At 62.7% G+C, this 17788-nt stretch carries 23 protein-coding genes and 1 pseudogene; 17 read left to right on the top strand and 7 right to left on the bottom strand.

The genetic code is table 11. The annotated features are described in order from the left end of the window. Window positions 1–5: 5 nt before the first annotated feature. Window positions 6–395 carry a Rid family detoxifying hydrolase gene (locus G394_RS0110355; protein ID WP_028577589.1) on the bottom strand — a complete coding sequence of 130 codons (390 nt, stop codon included), beginning with the start codon at window positions 393–395 and terminating at the stop codon, window positions 6–8. Window positions 396–459: 64 nt separating this feature from the next. After that, entirely contained in the window at window positions 460–771 is a 312-nt protein-coding gene (locus G394_RS0110350; protein ID WP_028577588.1) for a carboxymuconolactone decarboxylase family protein, read from the bottom strand. Between the two features lie 100 nt (window positions 772–871). Here G394_RS0110350 and G394_RS0110345 point away from each other — a divergent pair, with 100 nt between their 5' ends. From G394_RS0110345 to G394_RS0110325, 6 genes and pseudogenes are all read left to right on the top strand, one after another. Then, window positions 872–1234: a NifB/NifX family molybdenum-iron cluster-binding protein gene (locus G394_RS0110345; RefSeq protein ID WP_028577587.1), complete on the top strand. Its 363-nt coding sequence runs from the start codon at window positions 872–874 to the stop codon at window positions 1232–1234. After that, window positions 1140–1715: a YchJ family protein gene (locus tag G394_RS0110340; RefSeq protein ID WP_342663418.1), complete on the top strand. Its 576-nt coding sequence runs from the start codon at window positions 1140–1142 to the stop codon at window positions 1713–1715. The genes G394_RS0110345 and G394_RS0110340 overlap by 95 nt, the downstream gene beginning before the upstream one ends. Beyond that, complete coding sequence (locus tag G394_RS0110335; RefSeq protein ID WP_028577585.1) at window positions 1712–2971, top strand: DUF401 family protein; 1260 nt, start codon at window positions 1712–1714, stop codon at window positions 2969–2971. The genes G394_RS0110340 and G394_RS0110335 overlap by 4 nt, the downstream gene beginning before the upstream one ends. Window positions 2972–3340: 369 nt before the next feature. Further along, complete coding sequence (locus G394_RS18785) at window positions 3341–5773, top strand: type VI secretion system Vgr family protein (protein ID WP_051307106.1); 2433 nt, start codon at window positions 3341–3343, stop codon at window positions 5771–5773. A 72-nt stretch (window positions 5774–5845) separates the two neighbouring features. Beyond that, window positions 5846–6193 (top strand): hypothetical protein, encoded by a 348-nt coding sequence (locus G394_RS21195; protein WP_156902568.1) that lies wholly within the window; start codon window positions 5846–5848, stop codon window positions 6191–6193. A 183-nt stretch (window positions 6194–6376) separates the two neighbouring features. Beyond that, a pseudogene (locus G394_RS0110325) lies at window positions 6377–6595 on the top strand (transposase); the annotation flags it as partial. Between the two features lie 173 nt (window positions 6596–6768). Here the strand turns inward: G394_RS0110325 and G394_RS0110320 are convergent. Next, window positions 6769–7212 carry a winged helix-turn-helix transcriptional regulator gene (locus G394_RS0110320; RefSeq protein WP_028577583.1) on the bottom strand — a complete coding sequence of 148 codons (444 nt, stop codon included), beginning with the start codon at window positions 7210–7212 and terminating at the stop codon, window positions 6769–6771. A gap of 112 nt (window positions 7213–7324) precedes the next feature. On the opposite strand from G394_RS0110320, the gene G394_RS0110315 reads away from it, so the two are divergent. From G394_RS0110315 to G394_RS0110280, 8 genes are all read left to right on the top strand, one after another. Next, on the top strand, window positions 7325–7939 hold the full coding sequence (locus G394_RS0110315) for a flavodoxin family protein (protein WP_028577582.1): 615 nt from the start codon (window positions 7325–7327) through the stop codon (window positions 7937–7939). Window positions 7940–7950: 11 nt separating this feature from the next. Continuing rightward, window positions 7951–8766, top strand: a complete 816-nt coding sequence (locus G394_RS0110310; RefSeq protein ID WP_028577581.1) for a nitroreductase family protein — start codon at window positions 7951–7953, stop codon at window positions 8764–8766. Between the two features lie 63 nt (window positions 8767–8829). Beyond that, window positions 8830–9696 (top strand): DMT family transporter, encoded by an 867-nt coding sequence (locus tag G394_RS0110305; protein ID WP_028577580.1) that lies wholly within the window; start codon window positions 8830–8832, stop codon window positions 9694–9696. A 138-nt stretch (window positions 9697–9834) separates the two neighbouring features. After that, window positions 9835–10086 (top strand): type II toxin-antitoxin system prevent-host-death family antitoxin, encoded by a 252-nt coding sequence (locus G394_RS0110300; RefSeq protein ID WP_028577579.1) that lies wholly within the window; start codon window positions 9835–9837, stop codon window positions 10084–10086. Then, the gene (locus G394_RS0110295) at window positions 10083–10337 is read left to right on the top strand and encodes a Txe/YoeB family addiction module toxin (RefSeq protein WP_028577578.1); all 255 of its coding nucleotides are present in this window, start codon (window positions 10083–10085) and stop codon (window positions 10335–10337) included. Before G394_RS0110300 ends, G394_RS0110295 begins: the two co-directional genes overlap by 4 nt. Before the next feature lie 393 nt (window positions 10338–10730). Beyond that, window positions 10731–11108 (top strand): CGGC domain-containing protein, encoded by a 378-nt coding sequence (locus G394_RS0110290; RefSeq protein ID WP_028577577.1) that lies wholly within the window; start codon window positions 10731–10733, stop codon window positions 11106–11108. Window positions 11109–11128: 20 nt separating this feature from the next. Continuing rightward, a complete protein-coding gene (locus G394_RS0110285; protein ID WP_028577576.1) occupies window positions 11129–11569 on the top strand; it encodes an iron-sulfur cluster assembly scaffold protein in 441 nt (146 codons plus the stop codon). A gap of 50 nt (window positions 11570–11619) precedes the next feature. Continuing rightward, window positions 11620–11916: a DUF5320 domain-containing protein gene (locus G394_RS0110280; protein ID WP_028577575.1), complete on the top strand. Its 297-nt coding sequence runs from the start codon at window positions 11620–11622 to the stop codon at window positions 11914–11916. A 73-nt stretch (window positions 11917–11989) separates the two neighbouring features. On the opposite strand, the gene G394_RS0110275 is transcribed toward G394_RS0110280, so the two are convergent. From G394_RS0110275 to G394_RS0110265, 3 genes are all read right to left on the bottom strand, one after another. Continuing rightward, window positions 11990–13189, bottom strand: a complete 1200-nt coding sequence (locus G394_RS0110275) for a methyltransferase domain-containing protein (protein WP_028577574.1) — start codon at window positions 13187–13189, stop codon at window positions 11990–11992. A 145-nt stretch (window positions 13190–13334) separates the two neighbouring features. Beyond that, complete coding sequence (locus G394_RS0110270; RefSeq protein ID WP_028577573.1) at window positions 13335–13529, bottom strand: ferredoxin; 195 nt, start codon at window positions 13527–13529, stop codon at window positions 13335–13337. Continuing rightward, the gene (locus tag G394_RS0110265; protein WP_028577572.1) at window positions 13526–14680 is read right to left on the bottom strand and encodes a pyridoxal phosphate-dependent aminotransferase; all 1155 of its coding nucleotides are present in this window, start codon (window positions 14678–14680) and stop codon (window positions 13526–13528) included. Before G394_RS0110265 ends, G394_RS0110270 begins: the two co-directional genes overlap by 4 nt. A 424-nt stretch (window positions 14681–15104) precedes the next feature. Between G394_RS0110265 and ychF the strand changes: the two genes are divergently transcribed. Both ychF and G394_RS0110255 read left to right on the top strand, forming a co-directional pair. Further along, window positions 15105–16205, top strand: coding sequence for a redox-regulated ATPase YchF (gene ychF, locus G394_RS0110260; protein WP_028577571.1), 1101 nt, complete (start codon window positions 15105–15107; stop codon window positions 16203–16205). Between the two features lie 9 nt (window positions 16206–16214). Further along, on the top strand, window positions 16215–16961 hold the full coding sequence (locus G394_RS0110255; RefSeq protein WP_028577570.1) for an RNA methyltransferase: 747 nt from the start codon (window positions 16215–16217) through the stop codon (window positions 16959–16961). 37 nt (window positions 16962–16998) lie between these two features. Here G394_RS0110255 and G394_RS0110250 read toward each other — a convergent pair whose 3' ends face one another. Next, entirely contained in the window at window positions 16999–17514 is a 516-nt protein-coding gene (locus G394_RS0110250; protein ID WP_051307105.1) for a DedA family protein, read from the bottom strand. 44 nt (window positions 17515–17558) lie between these two features. On the opposite strand from G394_RS0110250, the gene G394_RS0110245 reads away from it, so the two are divergent. Continuing rightward, window positions 17559–17788 (top strand): transposase (locus G394_RS0110245; RefSeq protein WP_028577568.1); only part of this gene is annotated, 230 nt, incomplete at its 3' end.

Here is a 17788-nt window from a genome sequence, read left to right as displayed (position 1 = left end):
GTTCCTTAGGGCCGGGCCACGGCCACGCACTTCACTTCGACCACTCCGCCAAGGGGCAGGGCCGAGACCTGCACGGCGGCGCGGGCCGGCCTGTGTCCGGCCATGAATTCGTCGTAGATGGCGTTGAAGAGTTTGAAGTTGGACAGGTCCGTGACGAACACGTCCACGCTGACGACGTCGGTCACGCCGCACCCGGCAGCGGCCAGGATGGCGCCCACGTTTGCCAGGGACTGACGGGCCTGGGCCTCGAAATCCGGGCCGGCGAAGGCGCCCGTGGCGGGCACGAGGCCCAGTTGGCCGCTGACGTAGACGAATCCCGCGGTGCGCACGGCCTGGGAGTAGGGACCCACGGCGGCCGGAGCCTTGTCCGTGGCGATGAATTCCATTTTCTGCATGGTGCACTCCAAGCGAAAGCGGCCCCATGAGGCCGCTCTCCATAACATCAGGTTCGAAAAAGGGCTATTCGAGGACCTTTTCCAGCCAGTCCAGGGCCGCCGCGACGGTAGGGAATCCGATGGTGCTGGTCAAGATGATGACCGCGTGCCGCACCTCCGCGGCCGTCGCCCCGGCCTGCAAGGCCCGGCGAGCATGGCTACGCACGGCGCCCTCGGACCGCAGGGCCACGGACGCCCCGAGCTGGACCAGCTGCATCTCCTTCTCGCCCAGCGGCCCCGCCTCCTGGGCCGTCCTGCCCAGGGTTTCGGCGGCGCCGATCAGATCCGGGTACATCTCCTGCAATTTCCGATAATGTTTCGGCTTTCCTTCGCTCATTTCCAGCCTCCTGCGGAGCTTTTCTCCGCCCTGTCGCACATTGACGTCGGTGTGAAACGATCATACGGGCAACCTGATCCGAAAAACAAGGAGTTTTGCCATGAAAATCGCCATTCCCACCGCCGGAAAACGCGTCGACGAGCACTTCGGCCATGCCCGGACCTTCACCATATTCACCCTCGACAACGACAAGGGCATCGTCGAGGAGGAAACCTTCCTCCCGCCTTCGGGCTGCGGCTGCAAGTCCACCGTGGGCGTGACCATGCAGGGTAAGGGCGTGACCATCATGCTCGTTGGCAACATCGGCCAGGGCGCCATCAGCAAGATGGCCGAACACGGCATCACGGTCGTCAGAGGCTGCGTGGGCGATGTCCGCGACGTGCTCGGGGACTGGGCACGCGGCGCGATCGCCGACCAGCCCATCTTGTGCACTCACGAAGGCTGCAGCCACGAGGATGCGTAACATGGACTGCCCCTGCCGCTCCGGCCTGGCCTACGAAAACTGCTGCGGCCCCGTCATCGCCGGCGAAACCGTCGCCCCCACCCCCGAAGCCCTGATGCGCTCGCGCTTCACGGCCTTCACCCGCAACGAGATGGCCCATCTGCGGGAGTCCATGGTCGAGGAGCACCAGGAGGAATTCCACGAGGAAGACATCCGGCGCTGGAACCGGGACACGGACTGGCTGAACCTCGAAATCCTGGAGGCCTCCGAGGACGGGGATGAAGGGATGGTCCGCTTCCGGGCGACGTTTCGGCACAAGGGCGGCACCCAGCGCCTGACCGAACGCAGCAGTTTCGTGCGCCGCGAGGGACGCTGGTACTACCTCGACGGCGAGCACGAGACCGAGACCGTGCGCAACGAAAGCCCCAAGGTCGGCCGCAACGACCCGTGCCCCTGCGGCAGCGGCAAGAAATTCAAGAAATGCTGCGCTGACCGGTCATGACGGCCGTCCTGTCCGTCGCCGCCGTCTTCGCCGTGATGCTCGCGGGCATCCGGCTGAAACTGGGCCTCGGCCTGTCCATTCTGGCCGGCAGCCTCGTGCTGGCGCTCCTCTTCGGCCTCTCGCCCCTGGACTGGGCCCGGGCCGTGCCCGGGGCGCTGCTGACCGAGGAGGCCTTCATCCTCTGCGCCATCATCGCCGTCATCCTGGCCTTCAGCGCCCTCTATTCGGCCTCGGGCCAGTCGGCGCGGTTCATGCGGGCCATCCGCGGACGGGTGCGCTCGCGCTCGCTCCTGCTCGTCTTCTTTCCGGCCCTCATCGGACTTTTGCCCATGCCCGGCGGGGCCATCTTCTCTGCGCCCATGGTCCAGAAGGCGGCCGAGGAACTCGACGTGACCCCGCGGGACCAGACCCTCATCAACTACTGGTTCCGCCACCTCTGGGAACTGGCCTGGCCCCTGTACCCAGGCCTCATCCTGGCATCGTCCCTGGCCGGCATCCCGGTCACGGGGCTCGTGGCCCTGATGTGGCCGGGGCCCGTCGTGACCGCCTTCCTCGGCTGGATCTTCATCCTGCGGCCGGCCCTGAGGCACGCTCCCCGGCTGCAGGCGCCTTCCGCTGACGGCGAGGTCGACTCCGGCTGGAGCGGCGGCATCCCGCTCTTCACGGCCATCCTGGGCTCCATCGCCGGAGAGTGGCTGTGCGCCACGCTCTGGCCGGGACGAGCCATGGAGTACGGCGTCATCGCCGCCCTGATCCTGGCCTGCGCCGTGAGCCTGGTCATGGCTAGGGCGCGGTGGTCCGAAGTGCTGCGGGAAGCGGGCAAGGACAACACCATGTCCCTCCTGGCCGTGGTCGGTGCCATCTTCATCTTCAAGGAGATCCTGCACCAGGGGCATGTGGTCGACGCCCTGGCCGAGGCCATCGGCGGCGGGAACGCCGTCTTCATCATGGCCGCGACCCTGCCCTTCCTGGTCGGCTTCGTGTCCGGCATCACCATCGCCTTCGTCGGCGCGACCTTCCCCCTGCTCTTCGGCCTGGCCCAGTCCACGGGGCAGGCGCACCTCATCCCGGCCGTCCTGAGCCTGGGCTTCTATTCGGGCCTGGCCGGGATCATGGCCTCGCCCATGCACATCTGCTACCTCATGACCTGCAAGTACTTCCACCAGGATCCGGGCAAGCTCCTGCCCCGCATCCTCGTGCCCGGCCTCATGCTCATCCCGGCCGGGGCGGCGGTGACCTGGCTCATGACGAGCTGAGTTCCGCGCTTGGTCCAGCCGATCATCCGGCGTCTTCCGTCTGCGTCAGGGGATGGCTGGAAATCATTGGCGCCCTGACCTGTGAGTACGAGGACCGCCCGATCATCTGCCATTGCTAACAAAAAATCGAATTGCAGGCCCTCATATTTCAGCACTCAACTCAAGGGCGGGGTGATCGCCGTCAGGCAACCCGCCGTTGCGCACATGCCGGCTTTTCTCCGTCTATCCCGCACTGACTCCGCCTCCGCCAGGTCTCTTCTCACCAGACTAATCGCACAAAAAGTACACACATTCCCGAATGGTTATGCTTTCGCGATACTGGCACGATGAGCGGAAAACGCGTGCCGGGACACGGCGCGGGGAGGTTTCATGCGGCATCCGACAGCAGACAGTCCGTGGTTCACCTTCGATTCTTCCGGGGAGACGGGTTTCAAGGTCTACGCCTTCTCCGGCCATGAAGAGGTGCACGAACCCTACGAGTTCGTCATCGAACTGGTCCACGAGTCCATCAACATCGACTTCGCCAAGGTCCTGGCCAGGCCCGCGTGCCTGCGCATTGCGGACACAAGCGGCGGGGTCAGGCTCGTGCACGGCGTCGTCCGCTTCTTCGAGCAACTGCACACCGCCAACGTCCGCACCCACTACCGCGCCACCATCGTGCCCCGCCTGTGGTTCCTGGGCCTGACCAGGGACCACCGCATCTTCCAGAACCTGAGCGTGCCCCGGATCATCGAGCAAATCCTCAAGGAGCAGAACTTCACCGGCGACAGCTACGCATTCAAATGCTTCTTCGACTACGCACCCCGCGAGTACTGCGTGCAGTACGGCGAGACGGCCCTGCACTTCATCTCGCGCCTGTGCGAGGAGGAGGGCATCTACTTCTATTTCGAGCACCACGAGGACCGCCACGTGCTCTGCTTCTCGGACATGCAGGACGGGCCCCGCATTCACGGCGAAAGCCTGCTGCGCTTCCATCCCGGCGCGGGCACCGAGGCGGACACGGCCACGGTCCGCAGCATGGAACCGGGCCGAGCCATCGGCAGCGACGCCTTCACCTTCCGCGAGTGGAACTTCGCGAAGACGCGCCTGGACCTGCAGGTCGGCCTGGCCGAGACCGATCCCGCCAAGGCGCCCGTCCCGCCCGGCATGACCCTGGAGCGGTACCGCTATCCGCACCTGTACCAAATGCAGAAGGACGGGCAGCGCTACGTGGATCTGGAACTGCAGCGCAATCTGTGCATGGGCGAGCTCGTGCGCGCCGACACCGACGCCTCCCGCATGACGCCGGGATACGTGTTCGAACTCTACGACCACCACCGGCGGGACCTCAACCGCCGATGGTGGGTCGTGCGCGTGGAGCACAGGGGCGAACAGCCGCAGGTCCTGGAGCACGAGGCACCGGACCGGGGCATGACGTATGCAGCCAACGTCCAGGCCATCCCCAACACGACCCGCTTCATCCCCGCGTCGCGCCACCCGCGAAACCTCATCCCCGGCCTGCACACGGCCATCGTGACCGGGCCGGACGGCGAAGAGATCTACCCGGACCAGTACGGGCGGGTGAAGGTGCAGTTCCACTGGGACCGGCAGGGAGGCCGCGACGAAAAGACCAGTTGCTGGATCCGCGCGGCCCAGGGCTGGGCGGGAGGACAGTTCGGGACCATGGCCATCCCACGCATCGGTCACGAAGTCGTCGTGACCTTCCTGGATGGCGACCCGGACCGGCCCATCATCACGGACCGGGTCTTCAACTCCTTCAACCCTGTCCCGTACCCTCTCCCCGAACACAAGACGCGCACGATCTTCAAATCCATGTCCACGCCGGGGACCCAAGGAGAGCCGCGCGGATTCAACGAACTGCGCGTGGAAGACAGGAAGGGACAGGAGGAGATCTACGTCCACGCCGAGAAGGACGTGAACGTCTACGTGAAGAACGACTGGAAAGAACACATCCTACACGACCAGCACCGCACCATCGACAATTTCTCCTACTCCCTGGTGAAAGGCGAAGACCAGCAGACGGTTCGCCTGGACCGCAAGGTCGAACTCCTGTCGGACGACCACCTGACGGTCCGTGGCAGCAGGCATTGCCGGATCGGCGACAAATGGCTCGCGGCCACAGGCCGGGAGACCCACGTGGCGGCGGGCCGCAAGATCGTCGTCGAGGCCGGTTCGGAACTGACCATCAAGGCCGGGTCGGGCTTCATCAAGATAGACCCGTCGGGGGTGTACGTGGGTGGCGCCAAGGTCAAAATCAACTCAGGCGGGAGTCCGGGCGTGGGGTCGGGAGCGAGGCCGCTGCTGCCGCACAGCAATGAGCGTGAGGTGACGAACAGCCTGCAAGGGGAAGGAATGAGCCAGCACATGGGATCTGTGGGAGAGATTCTTCCCGGTTTGCAGAAGCCGGTTCCAGCGATAGTAACGTCAGAGGAGGAAATCTGCAGAACGGTCATGGCCGTCAAGGGGAGCGAGGCGGTTCAGAAGGGCCTTGCCCGTGCCATGGAACTGACCCGGGAAAACGGCGTGGAATTCTCAGGCTGGATTCTGGAAGACACCCCAGGGGAATACACGGTGAGTGCCTTCAAAAAGGGGGAAGCAATGATGGTCATCCCCGATCCAAAACCAGCTAACGCCATCGGGAATTTTCATACGCATGTTTTTTCAAGTGCAAGACCTAGCAACCAAGACATGGAATTCGCCGCATATGCCAAGAATAAGTGCTTGTTCTATATGGTTATTTCATCGGATGGAGATTTCTACTATATCAATGGGAATGGTGATACAGTATTTTGTGATAACTAATGAGTAATTATTATGAAGTTTTTTATTATAGCAACACTGATAATAACAATTTGCTCAACGGAGTCATACGATATGAAAACAAACAAAATTTCTGATCAGTATTTACAAAAATTTACTGAAATTACAAAAAATTATATTCACTCTACGAGATCATGGACTGATAGTGAATATGTAATAAAATTTTATTATATAGAAACAGAAAAAAATATTGCGATTCTTAGTGCGACGCATAATTCTGTGTTTGATATGATAAATGAAAAAATTAAGAAAGACGGCTACATAAAAGAGCAGGGAAGATATCCAGAATTAGAAGTAGATATAGTCATAGACTTGATTGACTTCGTTGTGCTTAGTGAAAATGAAATAGGTACAAAATATCCAAATGCAGGTAAGAAATTGCCTTACTGTATCATGAAGTGAAATATTGTGTATAGCATGGAGGTTGGTATTCACGTCGACGAGGAGTTTTGTCAGACCGGTTTGACGATTGGAAATGAAGCCATCTGGTAATGGGTGGCTTTTTTGTTCAGGTACGTATGGGGGGGGGTAAAATATTTTGTGTAAACGGTCAGTTGTCGATAATCGACCCCACAAGGAGACGACATGACCGCACGCAAGCCTCTTCCAGTCGACCTGATCGACGCCCTCCTGGCGGATTACAAGAAGCCTGAAGACCTCATCGACGAGGAAGGCCTTCTCAAGCAACTGACCAAGGCCCTCGTCGAGCGAGCCCTTAACGCCGAAATGACCGACCATCTCGGCCATTCAAAGCATGCGCCCGTCGCAAACCCCACCGGCAATACTCGGAACGGCAAGAGCCGCAACATGGTTTGAGAATGACGATCCGGTCTCTTTCTTGACCATGAGAATCGGATCAAGGCCAAGGCGGCTGCGCTAACGGGCCGGCCATCCCTGTGCGGCCCTTCATCCCCTCCTCCCGGCGCCGCTGAAAACTCATCCTCGGCCTTCAGGCACCCATCTTGACATGCCCCTGATCAATCTCCCCCTACCGCCGAACAGACTGATGTATCCGATTGAGGAGGACGCTCATACCCCTCCTCCCCGAAACGCCCCTCCCCGCCAAGAAACTCCTCGTACGCCACCCCCCAGGCCTGCATCTGCTTGAGGATCGGGATCAGGCTCGCGCCCATGTCCGTCAGGGAATACTCGACCCGGGGCGGCACTTCGCGGTAGACCTCGCGGTGCACCAGGCCGTCGGCCTCCAGTTCGCGCAGCTGGCGCGTCAGCATGCGCTCGGTCACGTCGGGCATGCCTCGCCGGAGCTCCCCGAAGCGCACGGCGTCGGCCAGGGAGAGATGGTAGAGGATGATGGGCTTCCATTTCCCGCCGATGACGGACAGGGTCAGTTCGAAATAGCAGCGGTAGCGCTTCCCGCCTATCTCCTTGATTTTGCAGGGCGCAGGCCGGTCTTTGCTCATTACTATACTCCGTGTACGTACCAGACATTCAAGACAGTACTTTTCAAAAACGTCGACATGTGCTCTATCTGCGTCCGGAACACGCAGTCAACCCCAACATGGAGGACGAAATATGTACGCGATCGCAGTCAACGGCAGCCCGCGCAAGGGCGGCAACACCGAAATTCTTCTGAACAGGGTTCTGGCCCCCCTGGCCCAGGCGGGCTGGGAAACGGAGCTGGTCCAGGTCGGCGGGCAGAAGATCCGCGGCTGCCAGGCCTGCTACAAATGCTTCGAGAACAAGGACGGCCAGTGCGCCATGAAGAACGACGTCTTCAACCCGGTCATGGAGAAGCTCCTGCGGGCCGACGCCCTGATCTTCGGCTCCCCGACCTATTTCACCGACGTCTCGGCCGAGATGAAGGCGCTGCTTGACCGCGCCGGCCTCGTGGCCCTGGCCAACGGCCGCGCCTTCAAGGGCAAGATCGGTGCGGCCGTGGTGGCCGTGCGCCGCGGCGGGGCGACCCACGTCTACGACACCATCAACCACATGTTCCTCATGAACCAGATGCTCATCCCCGGTTCGGTCTACTGGAACATGGCCTACGGCCGCGACAAGGGCGAGGTCGAGGGCGATGCCGAAGGGCTTGGCAACATGAAGAATCTGGGGCAGACAATCGCCTGGCTGGGTGCGGCCATAAAGCCGCACCTGGCGACGTTCCCCGCCCTGGAAGCCGTGAGCGAATGAGGGAGGTTCAGATGATCGATTTCAGCATCGACCGGGAAAAATGCATCCAGTGCGGCGAGTGCGCGGCGGACTGTCCCGCCGGCATCATCGCCATGGACGATTTCCCCGCAATGACCGACGAGGGCCGCTGCTACCGCTGCCTGCACTGCTACACGGTCTGCCCGACGGGGGCCGTGTCCATCCTAGGCCTGACGCCCGAAGAGAGCGAACCGGCGAAAGACCTGCCGTCCCCGGCGCAGATGATCGACCTGATCAAATGGCGGCGGTCCGTGCGGCGCTACAGGGACGAAAACGTCCCCGCGGCCCTCATCGACGAACTCGTCAACACCACCTGCCACGCGCCAACCGGGGTCAACGCCCAGGGCGTCGTGTTCACGGTGGTCCGGGACAAGGCTTTCATGGACAAGCTTCGCCGCGAGACCCTGGAGCGCCTCGGGGCGCTGGCCGACGCCGGGAAGCTGCCGGAAGGGCTCATCGCACAGTACCTGGGCTTCGCCGTCCAGGCTTGGAGGACCCAAGGCCGCGACGCCATCTTCCGGGGCGCGCCGCACATGCTGCTGACGAGCACCCCGCCCGGCGTGCCCTGCGCGGTGCAGGACGCGCACATCGCCCTGACCACCTTCGAGCTCCTGGCCAGCTCTCATGGCCTTGGCACCCTGTGGGACGGCATGTTCATGATGGCCCTGGCCATCTGCCCGCAGCTGCGCGAAACCCTGCGCATCCCGGCCGATCACGCCATCGGCTACGCGATGCTCTTCGGCAAACCCGACGTCCAGTACCACCGCCCCGTCAGACGGGGACCGGCCAAGGTCAACATCCTCGAATAGAAAAAGGACCGGAGCGCGCATGCGTTCCGGTCCTTTCCTTTTGCGCAACGGAGAAATTTCCCCTTGGACACAACCGGCATCGCCCTGGCCATCCTCTCGGCCCTGTTCATGGGCACCATCGGCGTCTTCTCCAGAATCACCGGCCTGCCCGCCGAGACCATCACCTTTTTCCGCCTCCTGCTCGGTGCGGGGTTCCTGGCCGTTTTTCTCCTGGCCACCCGTCAGGCCGGGACGCTCAGGCGCTGGCCGACCTGGCCCGTGATCGTCAACGGCGCGCTCCTGGCCGGGTTCATCATCTTCTACGTGCAGGCCATGAACCTGACCTCCATGGCCAACGCCATCATGCTCGTCTATCTGGCCCCGGTGGCGGCCTCGATCTTCGCGCACTGCTTCATGGAGGAGCGGCTGAATCTCGCGGGCTGGATTCTCATCGGCCTGGCCATGCTCGGTTTCGCGGCCATGATGGAATTCCGGCTCGATTTCGCGGACGGCTCAAACCATGCGGCGGGCCTGGGCCTCGCAGCCCTGGCCATGCTCTGCTACGCGGGCTTCATCCTCATGAACCGCCGTATCCGGCCCCACGTTCCGGTCATGACCCGCGCCTTCTACCAACTCCTGACCGGAGCCCTGGTCATGCTGCCCTTCTTCCTGCACTCCCGGCCCGAAATCACCGCCGTGAACGGCCTCTGGCTCCTGGCCACGGGCCTGATCCCCGGCTTCCTGGCCATCACCTTCGCCGTCGCGGCCCTGAGCCGCCTGCCCGCCGCCACCTTCGGCACCCTGGCCTATTTCGAACCCCTGGCCGTGGTCTTCTTCGGCTGGACCATCTTCGGAGAAAACCTCTCCGTCCTGCAACTGGCAGGCTGCGCCACGATCATGGCCAGCGGCTGCGCCAAGGCACTGCTCGCATCCCGCACTGCTACGCTCTGACCACGCCCCCCCCCAGACTTACGCTGGATGTCACGCAGTCAAAACGCCCACAGTTGTCGGGGCGAAAAATCTTTCGCCCCGACCCTTGTCATCTCCGCACGAATTATGTACAGAATATTGTACATACGGAGACAACCAATGAACGCCATCACCTATACCAATGCCCGCGCCAATCTGGCCCAGACCATGAGCCAAGTCTGCGAGGACCACGCACCGATCATCATCACCCGGGGCAACGACCAGTCGGTTGTCATGATGTCCCTGGAGGATTATGCGGCCCTGGAAGAAACGGCCTATCTCCTGCGCAGCCCAAAGAACGCGATGCGCTTGCTCAAGGCCATCTCCGAACTCGAATCCGGCCAGGGCCTGGAAAGAGCTTTGGCGGAATGAAACTCGTCTTCTCCGAAACCGCCTGGGAGGATTACCTTTACTGGCAGAAGACAGACACAAAGACCCTGGCCCGGATCAATCAACTCATCCGCGAAGCCTCCCGCCAGCCGTTCACCGGCATCGGCAAGCCCGAGCCCCTCAAACACGCTCTCAAAGGGTACTGGTCCCGGAGGATCAACGACGAACACCGCTTTGTCTACAAGGCCACGGACGAGGGCCTGCTCATCGCCCAGCTTCGTTACCATTATTAGGACGGGGCGAAAAAAATTTCGCCACTACAAATCGCACGGGTGGCAGTATGGAAAATGAGCAGACACGCAGATCTGCCCATACGATACGGCCCATTCGCGTAAATCAGGGACCACGTAACTCAGGGGTCACCCATCAAATTTTGAATGTGACCCTTATTTTTGCATGGACAGGTTGAGTACTGCAGTGCCGCAACCCTGCCGGTCCCGAGAGTTGCGGAAATGCGTCCCTACCCCGATGCCGTAGCGCTTCCGGAAATAATTTATCTTTTATGTTGGCTAGTTGAAAGATAACCGCCCATATTTCGGCAATGGCATTGCTGTTGCTTCAGCCCTTCCAAGCATGGCCGCCATCTGAAACTGGCCGGGCACAGCACATCTTTCCACGGAGAAAACATGAAACAGATCGGCATCATCCGCTGCGAAAAAAACGAAACACGATGCCCCCTGACCTCGTGCCTCAAGGCCCTGGACCAGGGCCGCGAAGGCTTTCAGGACGGGGATGGGCACGAATTGGTGGGGGTTTTCACCTGCCGCGGCCCTGGGGACGGCGTGGCGGACATGGCCAGGATTCTGAAGAGCAAGGGGGCCGCACAGATCCATTTCTGCACGTGCATGTTCGCCCACAAGGACAAAGACGGCTGGGTCGAAGGCGACGGGCTGTGCCCGGACGCTGCCCGGTTGGCCGGGGACGCGGCCCGCGCAGCGGGGATTCCCTGCGTGCTGGGCACGGCGCACCTGCCCAAGGGCTATCGTCCCGACATTTTCACATAAGAACACGAGGAGCTTCGCACATGGGTGATGATTTCGACCGCATCGTCGCGGTCCTGCAGGAGACCATCAACGAGGACACCAGGGAGGCATGGGGCGAGGAGGCCTTTCAGCGCTGGATCGATCCGCCCAACCGAGGCGCCCTTGCGAACGCCGACGGCGCGGCGGAACTTCGGGGGCCCTGCGGCGACTCAATGGCCATCTTCCTCAAGTTCGACGGCGAGCGGGTCGGCGCCGCGTCCTTCGAGACGGACGGTTGCGGGCCGAGCGTGGTCTGTGGGTCCATAGCCGCCGAGATGGCCATGGGCAAAACAGCCGAGGAGATCCTCGACATCACCGGCGAAGAGGTTTTGGCCCGGGCCGGGCAGATTCCGGAGGACCACCACCATTGCGCCTTCCTGGCCGTGACATCGCTGCACGAGGCCGTGAACAGGCACATGCGCCCCGACTCCAAGGAAGGATGACATTTTTTCCACACAACCGCTCCCGCGCGACCGCGGGAAGGAGGATCGTCATGCCAGCTGGTGATGGAACGGGGCCCATGGGAATGGGCGCCATGACAGGCAGGGGAGCCGGATACTGCTCCGGCGCGGCAATGCCGGGCAATGCCGGCTACGGGTACGGCCGCGGGATGGGTTTCGGCGGCGGCCGGGGCTGCAGGAACCGTTTCTTTGGGGCCGGCTACCAGGGCCGCTTCGCCCCCCGCGCCGGGCTTGACCCGACCATGGAGAAACAGGCTCTGAAAAACCAGGCCGAGGCACTGCAGGCCCAACTGGACGCCATCCAGAAACGTCTCTCGGACATGGAATAATCCAACCCTCGACACGACGGCCGCCCCGCACAGGAGCGACCGTCACCTTTTGCGGGCAGCAGGGATGCGGCCGTCAGCCCGCGACGCCCCAGACCGCGTGCACCGGGTCCGAATGCTGGATCATGGGATAGTAGCGGTCCCGTGCGTCCATGGGCCGGGGCCAGCCGCGCTCGGACAATGTGGACAAATCCTTGAAGAGGCCGCTCTCTCGAAAATATCCCGTGACCAGCCCAACCCGCTCGAACTCGTGCAGTTCGGTCCAAATCCGTACGGCCTGATCCGGGAACCAGCGGTGGGAGAAGACCACGGCGCACAGCCCTCCGGGTTCCAGCACCCGCGCGATCTCGCGGAAGACCTCCAGGGGCCGGGTCAGGTATTCCACGGACAGGCTGCAGATCACGGCGTCGAAAGCGCGGTCCGCGAAAGGCAGTGCCGGGTCGGCGTTCAGGTCGTGCACCACGAGGGACGACAAGGCCGGGTTTTCGCCCATCTCCTCGGCGTTCATACCCAGGCCCGTGGCCGTGACGCCGTCCGGCAGATGGGACTGCCAGCCTGCCATGAGGTCGAGGATACGCTTCCTGCCGGGCAAAAGGCGCGCATAGACTTTGCCGATGTTCTCGCGGGCCTGGCTGTCCACATGGGCGACCTTGCGCGGCGTGGCGTAGAAGTCGGCGTCGCCCTCTCCCAACGGCTTTTCCAGCGGCGTGTCCAGGCCGAAATCCGTGCCCCTGTCCGCCCTGCGCTTCAGCCCCGGCCCATCGGTCAGGGCGCAGATCCAGTCCTGGCACTGCCCGCCGAACTCCGCCTGCTTGGTCCAGACGGCCAGCGGCGTAATTTCGAGCCGCGCCTGCACATCGGCCAGGGGATGGTTCAGATCGACGGTCAGCGTGTCCTCGCCGATATTGATGACCCGAAACGGCTGGATATTCTGCGGATAGATGCCGGGCAGGCCACGCAGCACGCCCTGGGGGTAGAAGCGGCCCTGAGTCGGGACAATGGGCGGAAGGTCCGGGGCGACCTTGAAGGCCTTTCGCGGCACGGTCACGACCTTGCGCATGTCCCGCACCGGCACATGAACTCCAGGCCGCAGGTCCACATGCCGGGACCGCCCTTCCTCCAGGCCGAGAATTTCCTTCTCCAGCCCCGCAGGAAATACATCGCGCCACAGGTTCACGTTCTGGGCATAAAAACTGTCTTCATGGCGCACCCCGTGCTCTTCCCAGTGCAGGCGGAACAGAATGTTGGCCAGGGTATCGTTGGAAATGGCGGTCATGACTGCCTCCGGTGTAATTTAAAAAAGAACAATTCCTGATAAGAAGGAGGGTTCGACAGTCAAGGAGGGAGCGGTTGCGACTTGCCCATAAAACAAGAAAGCGCCCCAAATGGAGCGCCTTTTGATTGCTTGTTTACGTCAATCCCTATTCGATGACCTCGATGCAGTCGTCCGGACAGTAGGCCGCGGCCTTGCGGGCCAGGTCTTCCTCGCAGGGGTTCTTGAGGATCACGGCCACGTGGGCGGCCTCGTCGTAGGCGAAAATCTCCGGGGCCAGTTCCACGCAGGCCAGGCAGCCGGAACAGCAGGGCCGGTTCAGGGCCACTTCGACCATGTTCATTTCAAGCCTCCCAGATATTTTTCGAGACGGCGCATGCCCTCCTCGATGTTCTCAATGGAATTGGCGTAGGAAAAGCGGATGTAGCCCTCGCCTCCGGGACCGAAGTCCACGCCGGGGGCCACGCCCACGCCGGCTTTCTCCAGCAGGTCGAAGGTGAACTGCATGGAGTCGTTCGTGAACTTCTTCGCGTTGGCGAAGACGTAGAACGCGCCGGTCGGCTCGACCTCGATGCCGAAGTCCAGCTCCCGCAGCCGCCCGATCATGTACCGCCGCCGCTGGTCGTAGACCGCCTTCATGCGCGCCACGTCCGCGTCGGCCTGGGTCAGGGCGGCCACACCGGCCCACTGGGCGATGGAGCTGGTGCACAGGAAAAAGTTCTGCTGCATGGTCTGCAGGCGCTTCATGTACGCCTTGGGGGCGATGACGTAGCCCAGGCGCCAGCCGGTCATGGCGTAGAGCTTGGAGAAGCCGTTGAAGACGAAGCAGTTGTCCGTGAATTCCAGGGCCGTGTGCTCCTGCCCCTCGTAGACCAGGCCGTGGTAGATCTCGTCGGAGAAAAGCGGCACGCCAAGCTCGGCCAGTCCGCAATAGACCTCGGGGCTGACCAGCGTTCCCGTGGGGTTGGACGGGGAGTTGACCAGGATGCCGCGCACGTCCTCACCCATGCGGGCCTTGACCTGATCGACGCGGAACTGGAAGCCGTCGGCCTCGCGCACGGGCACGAAGTCCGGCACGGCGCCGGTGAAGCGAATGAAATTGGGGTAGCAGGCATAGCTCGGATCCGACAGCAGGACCCGTTCGCCGGGCCGGCAGAGGAGCGAAAAGACCAGCAGCATGGACGGCGACGTGCCCGAGGTCACAAGGACCTGGTCGGGATGGACGTCCACGCCGTACTTGGCGTGGTAGTGGGCGCAGACGGCCTCGCGCAGCTCGATGATGCCCAGGGAATGGGTGTACTGGCAGCGGCCGTCGCGGATGGCCTTGCAGGCGGCGTCCTTGACGCACTCGGGCGTGTCGAAGTCCGGCTCGCCGATCTGCAGGTGCACGATGTCCCGTCCCTGGCTCTCCAGGGCGCAGGCCCGCTCCAGCACATCCATGACCTTGAAGGAACTCAGGTCCTGGCAGCACGGGTTGATGCGGCATTCGTTCATGAAAATCCCCCTCGCAAGTTGTGATAGGGGCCGCTTATACCCGTTCGGAGGAAAGCTCAAATTCTCTTCCGCGCGGTCCAAGGCGGCGATCTCGTGGAAGTGGTAACGATTTTTCACACTTTGCCTCAAAATCGGCCAGCATTCTTTGCACTTTCGCGCCATGCCACGGATGCTCCGCGAATGCCGGCGGGACGGTGCCGTACCATTTCCCACGCCATATCTCGCCTTGCGTCGTCGGAACGATCATATTATGGCTTCGCCACCTCACGCCCGGGGACGGGCGAGAGGCAATTCGCACGAAACCATTCCCTCCATCCAGACACAGGCCGCCATCCGGGTCCGCCTCGCAGGGCGACGCGCCTCCCGGCGCATGCCGGGACCACGCTGAATGACTGCCGACGGGCAAGGGAATGAAGGAGATATCATGGGACTGAGCATCGGCATCGTGGGTCTGCCCAACGTGGGCAAGTCCACCCTCTTCAACGCGCTGACCAAGGCACAGAACGCCGAGAGCGCCAACTACCCCTTCTGCACCATCGAGCCCAACAAGGCCGTGGTCCCGGTGCCCGACCCGCGCCTGGCCAAGCTGCAGGAACTGGCCGCCTCCCAGAAGGTCATCCAGGCCACGGTGGACTTCATCGACATCGCCGGGCTGGTCAAGGGCGCGAGCCAGGGCGAGGGCCTGGGTAACCAGTTCCTGGCCAACATCCGCGAGTGCGACGCCATCCTGCACGTGGTGCGCTGCTTCGAGAACGACGACGTCATCCACGTCAGCGGCTCGGTCGACCCCATCCGCGACATCGACATCATCGACACCGAGCTCATCCTGGCCGACCTGCAGGCTGCCGAGCGCAAGGCCGACCGCCTGTCCAAGCAGCTCAAGGGCGACAAGAAGCTGGGCGTGCAGCTGGAACTGCTGCAGAAGCTCATCACGCATCTGAACGCGGGCAGGCCGGCCTGCGAACTCGAAGAGCTGAAGAGCGACCTGGGCCAGGAACTGCGCAAGGATCTCCTGCTCATCACCTTCAAGCCCGTCATCTACGGCATGAACGTGGACGAGGAAGGGCTGGCCGAGGACAACGACTACGTGCGCCAGGTGCGCGCCCTGGCCGAAGCCCGCGGCTCCCGCGCCGTGAAGATCTCGGCCCGCATCGAGGAGGAGCTGGTTGGCCTCTCGCCCGAGGAGGCCCAGGAGTTCCTGGCGTCCTACGGCGTGACCGAGTCGGGCCTCGATCTCGTCATCCGCACGGGCTACGAGATGCTCGGCCTGTGCTCCTACTTCACGGCCGGCCCCAAGGAAGTGCGCGCCTGGACCATCCGCCAGGGCACCAAGGCCCCCCAGGGCGCGGGTGTCATCCACACGGACTTCGAGCGCGGCTTCATCCGGGCCGAGGTCATCGCCTTCGACGACTACGTCAAGCACGGCACCGAGGCCAAATGCCGCGCCGCCGGGGTGCTGCGGGTGGAAGGCAAGGAGTACGTCCTGAAGGACGGCGACGTGGTCCACTTCCTGTTCAACGTCTAGGGGACGGCCGTGCTCGAGAACATCGACGTCATCCTCTTCCGGCCCAAGTACCCCGAGAACATCGGGTCCGTGGCCAGGGCCTGCAAGAACATGGGCTGCGGCCAGATCGTGCTCGTGGACCCGTGGAACTGGAACATCGACAAGGCCCTGCCCCTGGCCACGCACCACGCCCGGCACCTGCTGGACAACGTGCGCATCCACGCCACCCTGGCCGAGGCCCTGGCGCCCTACTCCTTCTCCTACGGGACCACGGCCCGCACGGGCGGCTGGCGCAAGTCCATCCAGACGCCCGAGGAGGCCGCGCCGCAGATCATCGAGCAGCGCAACACCGGCGGCTCCGTGGCCATCGTCTTCGGCCCCGAGGACAAGGGCCTGACCAACGACGAGACGGAGCTGTGCAACCACCTCCTGACCATCCCCACCACCGACAGCCTGACGTCCCTGAACCTGAGCCAGGCCGTCATGGTCGTGCTCTACGAGTGCTTCAAGAAGTCGCTGACCAAACCCTTCAAGATCGCGGGCCAACCCAAGGACCGCTACATCAACCACGAGGAGCGCGAGATCCTCTTCTCCGAACTGCGCGAAACCCTCATCGACATCGACTACCTCAAGCCCGAGAACCCCGACTACTTCATGCTGTCCATCAAGCGCATCCTGAACCGGGTCAACCCGCGGCTGAACGAATACAACCAGCTCATGGGCCTGTGCCGGCAGATTCAGCGCATCGTGAATATCGCCAAGGGCCGTCAGGCCTGATCATGGCGCCGGCGGAACCGAGAGCCGGCGGCAGGCTTCAGGCCTTTCTCCGCCGGTTCAGCCAGCGGCGACCGGCCCAGATGACAACGCCCGCCGCCAGGATTCCGGCGGCCATGAGATGCTCGTAGCGGGCCAGCCGGTCCATGAAAAGTTCCAGCGTGGAACCGAACAGGTACCCCGCACCTCCCACGACCACCGCCCAGATCAGGGCCCCGACAAGATTGAAGACCGCGAATTTCATGGCCGGCAGCCCGCTCAGGCCCAGGGCGAACGGGGTCACCGAGCGCAGGCCATAGGCAAAGCGGAAGCCCAGCAGCACAACCCATCCGTACCGCGACATGAGCCGGTCGACGCGCTCGATCCCGGCCCGCCACCCCTCGTGGCGAACAAGCCACTGCTGCCCGTGCCGGCGGCCGAGAAAGAAAAACAGCTGATCGCCCGCCATGCTGCCGAGATACGCGCACAGGACGACCAGCCGCAGGTCCATGTAACCGCGGTGCGCCAGAAAGCCGGTAGTGTGCGGGATCTTCAGCAAAAAGAAAGACCATGGCATGTGTGGGTTGTACCACCAATCCACAACTCCGGGAGGAGTCTGCCATGGTCAGGAAGAATTCTATTCTATCGTCGTCTGAACTGAAAGGGCTTCTTGAAGGCGAACAGGATGTTTTGAAGGAACTCGTGCGTGCGGTTGTCCAGCAAACGTTGGAGGCCGAGATGGACGCAGCCCTTGGAGCATCCAAGGGTGAGCGCACAGAGGGCCGTCTGGGCTATCGCAGTGGCTATTATGGCCGCACCCTGATCACCCGCGTCGGCAAGCTCGAACTCCG

Source organism: Desulfomicrobium escambiense DSM 10707, from assembly GCF_000428825.1.
GTDB classification, from domain to species: Bacteria; Desulfobacterota; Desulfovibrionia; order Desulfovibrionales; family Desulfomicrobiaceae; genus Desulfomicrobium; species Desulfomicrobium escambiense.
Note: the sequence above shows the minus strand (reverse complement) of the source record. Positions and strands in the feature narration are given on the sequence as shown.

Coding starts and splice junctions, on each gene's coding strand:
- G394_RS0110355 (WP_028577589.1), bottom strand. CDS start 395: ATGCAGAAAATGGAATTCATCGCCACGGACAAGGCTCCGGCCGCCGTG.
- G394_RS0110350 (WP_028577588.1), bottom strand. CDS start 771: ATGAGCGAAGGAAAGCCGAAACATTATCGGAAATTGCAGGAGATGTAC.
- G394_RS0110345 (WP_028577587.1), top strand. CDS start 872: ATGAAAATCGCCATTCCCACCGCCGGAAAACGCGTCGACGAGCACTTC.
- G394_RS0110340 (WP_342663418.1), top strand. CDS start 1,140: ATGTCCGCGACGTGCTCGGGGACTGGGCACGCGGCGCGATCGCCGACC.
- G394_RS0110335 (WP_028577585.1), top strand. CDS start 1,712: ATGACGGCCGTCCTGTCCGTCGCCGCCGTCTTCGCCGTGATGCTCGCG.
- G394_RS18785 (WP_051307106.1), top strand. CDS start 3,341: ATGCGGCATCCGACAGCAGACAGTCCGTGGTTCACCTTCGATTCTTCC.
- G394_RS21195 (WP_156902568.1), top strand. CDS start 5,846: ATGAAAACAAACAAAATTTCTGATCAGTATTTACAAAAATTTACTGAA.
- G394_RS0110320 (WP_028577583.1), bottom strand. CDS start 7,212: ATGAGCAAAGACCGGCCTGCGCCCTGCAAAATCAAGGAGATAGGCGGG.
- G394_RS0110315 (WP_028577582.1), top strand. CDS start 7,325: ATGTACGCGATCGCAGTCAACGGCAGCCCGCGCAAGGGCGGCAACACC.
- G394_RS0110310 (WP_028577581.1), top strand. CDS start 7,951: ATGATCGATTTCAGCATCGACCGGGAAAAATGCATCCAGTGCGGCGAG.
- G394_RS0110300 (WP_028577579.1), top strand. CDS start 9,835: ATGAACGCCATCACCTATACCAATGCCCGCGCCAATCTGGCCCAGACC.
- G394_RS0110295 (WP_028577578.1), top strand. CDS start 10,083: ATGAAACTCGTCTTCTCCGAAACCGCCTGGGAGGATTACCTTTACTGG.
- G394_RS0110290 (WP_028577577.1), top strand. CDS start 10,731: ATGAAACAGATCGGCATCATCCGCTGCGAAAAAAACGAAACACGATGC.
- G394_RS0110285 (WP_028577576.1), top strand. CDS start 11,129: ATGGGTGATGATTTCGACCGCATCGTCGCGGTCCTGCAGGAGACCATC.
- G394_RS0110280 (WP_028577575.1), top strand. CDS start 11,620: ATGCCAGCTGGTGATGGAACGGGGCCCATGGGAATGGGCGCCATGACA.
- G394_RS0110275 (WP_028577574.1), bottom strand. CDS start 13,189: ATGACCGCCATTTCCAACGATACCCTGGCCAACATTCTGTTCCGCCTG.
- G394_RS0110270 (WP_028577573.1), bottom strand. CDS start 13,529: ATGAACATGGTCGAAGTGGCCCTGAACCGGCCCTGCTGTTCCGGCTGC.
- G394_RS0110265 (WP_028577572.1), bottom strand. CDS start 14,680: ATGAACGAATGCCGCATCAACCCGTGCTGCCAGGACCTGAGTTCCTTC.
- ychF (WP_028577571.1), top strand. CDS start 15,105: ATGGGACTGAGCATCGGCATCGTGGGTCTGCCCAACGTGGGCAAGTCC.
- G394_RS0110250 (WP_051307105.1), bottom strand. CDS start 17,514: ATGCCATGGTCTTTCTTTTTGCTGAAGATCCCGCACACTACCGGCTTT.